Genomic DNA, 1,520 nt, shown 5'->3' with positions numbered 1-1,520 from the left:
CGCAGGTGAAACAGGCGCAGTACAACTTTGTTGCCGCCAGCGAACAGCTGGAAAGCGCACATCGTAGTGCGATCCAGACCGTGCGTTCTTCGTTCAACAACGTTAACGCGTCTATCAGCAGCATCGATGCTTACAAACAGGCCGTTGTGTCTGCTCAGAGCTCATTGGATGCGATGGAAGCCGGTTATCAGGTAGGTACCCGTACTATCGTTGATGTGCTGGATGCGACCACGACCCTGTTCAACTCTAAACAGCAACTTTCTGATGCGCGTTACAGCTACCTGATTAACCAGCTGAACATCAAATATGCGCTGGGTACGTTGAATGAGCAGGACCTGCAGCAACTGAACAGCACGCTGGGCAAGGAAATCACCACCGCACCTGAAGTGGTGGCACCGGAAAACAGCCAGCAGGCTGCACGTGTCGATAATGGTCCGAAAACTTCGGCACCTTCAGCCGCCGCGAAAGCCCGCCCGGCTGCCGCGCACAGCAGCGGAAATCCTTTCGGTAATTAATCCCTTAAGGGGCCGCTTGCGGCCCCTTTCGCATTCAAACGTATAACAACGTAAAGATCCCCCAGCCATCCGGCTTCTCGCTTCATTTTCCACCACTCATCACCTATCCTAAGCCCCACCTTTGGGCACAGGATGAAAATAATGAAACGGACTAAACATATTCGTCATGCCGCTTTTCGTAAAAGCTGGCAGGCACGCCATTTAACGCCAGTTGCACTCGCGGTGACCGCAGTGTTTATGCTGGCTGGCTGCGAACAGAGCGATGAGACAGTATCGCTGTACCAAAACGCGGATGATTGTGCGAAAGCTAACCCTAGCCAGAGCGCGCAATGTACCACTGCGTATAACAATGCGAAGAAAGAAGCCGAACGCACCGCACCGAAATACGCCACGCGTGAAGACTGCGTCGCCGAGTTCGGTGAGAATCAGTGCCAGCAAACACCTGCCCAGGCCGGTGTCGGTAGCACCAACAATGCCGAAGCGCAGCAGAGCGGTAGCTTCTGGATGCCGCTGATGGCCGGTTACATGATGGGTCGCATGATGGGCGGCGGCGCGGGCTTTGCGCAGCAACCGCTGTTCTCACCGAAAACCCCGAACAGCCCGGCTAACGGTCAGTTTGTCGATGCTTCTGGCAAAAACTACGGTACCGCAACGTCGGGCCGCAGCATGAACGTGCCGAAAACCGCGATGGCGCCAAAACCGGCGACCACTTCAACCATCACCCGTGGTGGCTTCGGTGAAACCGTTGCGAAACAAAACACCCTGCAGCGCAGCAATGCCACCAGCACCAATCGCAGCAGCACTGGCAGCAGCCGCTCGATGGGAGGCTAAGCCGTAGTATGCAACGTATTGCTATCAGCGAACGCCCGGACTGGCGCGAAAAAGCCAACGAATACGGCTTCCAGTTTCATACCATGTATGGCGAACCTTACTGGTGTGAAGACGCTTACTACCAGTTCACCCTGGCACAGGTTGAGCAATTAGAAGATACCACCGCCGAACTGC

At 55.3% G+C, this 1,520-nt stretch carries 3 protein-coding genes; all 3 read left to right on the top strand.

Annotated features, from left to right (window positions below; genetic code table 11):
* On the top strand, window positions 1-515 hold a 515-nt coding region (locus FT726_RS27270; protein WP_346303846.1), incomplete at its 5' end, for a TolC family protein.
* 141 nt (window positions 516-656) lie between these two features.
* Complete coding sequence (locus tag FT726_RS27265; protein ID WP_346303845.1) at window positions 657-1,346, top strand: DUF1190 family protein; 690 nt, start codon at window positions 657-659, stop codon at window positions 1,344-1,346.
* Between the two features lie 8 nt (window positions 1,347-1,354).
* Window positions 1,355-1,520 (top strand): glutathionylspermidine synthase family protein (locus FT726_RS27260; RefSeq protein WP_346303847.1); only part of this gene is annotated, 166 nt, incomplete at its 3' end.

Source organism: Pantoea sp. Morm (assembly GCF_016643525.1).
GTDB classification, from domain to species: Bacteria; Pseudomonadota; Gammaproteobacteria; order Enterobacterales; family Enterobacteriaceae; genus Pantoea; species Pantoea dispersa.
The sequence above is the reverse complement of the archived record's forward strand: the minus strand, read 5'-3'. Positions and strand labels throughout refer to the sequence as shown.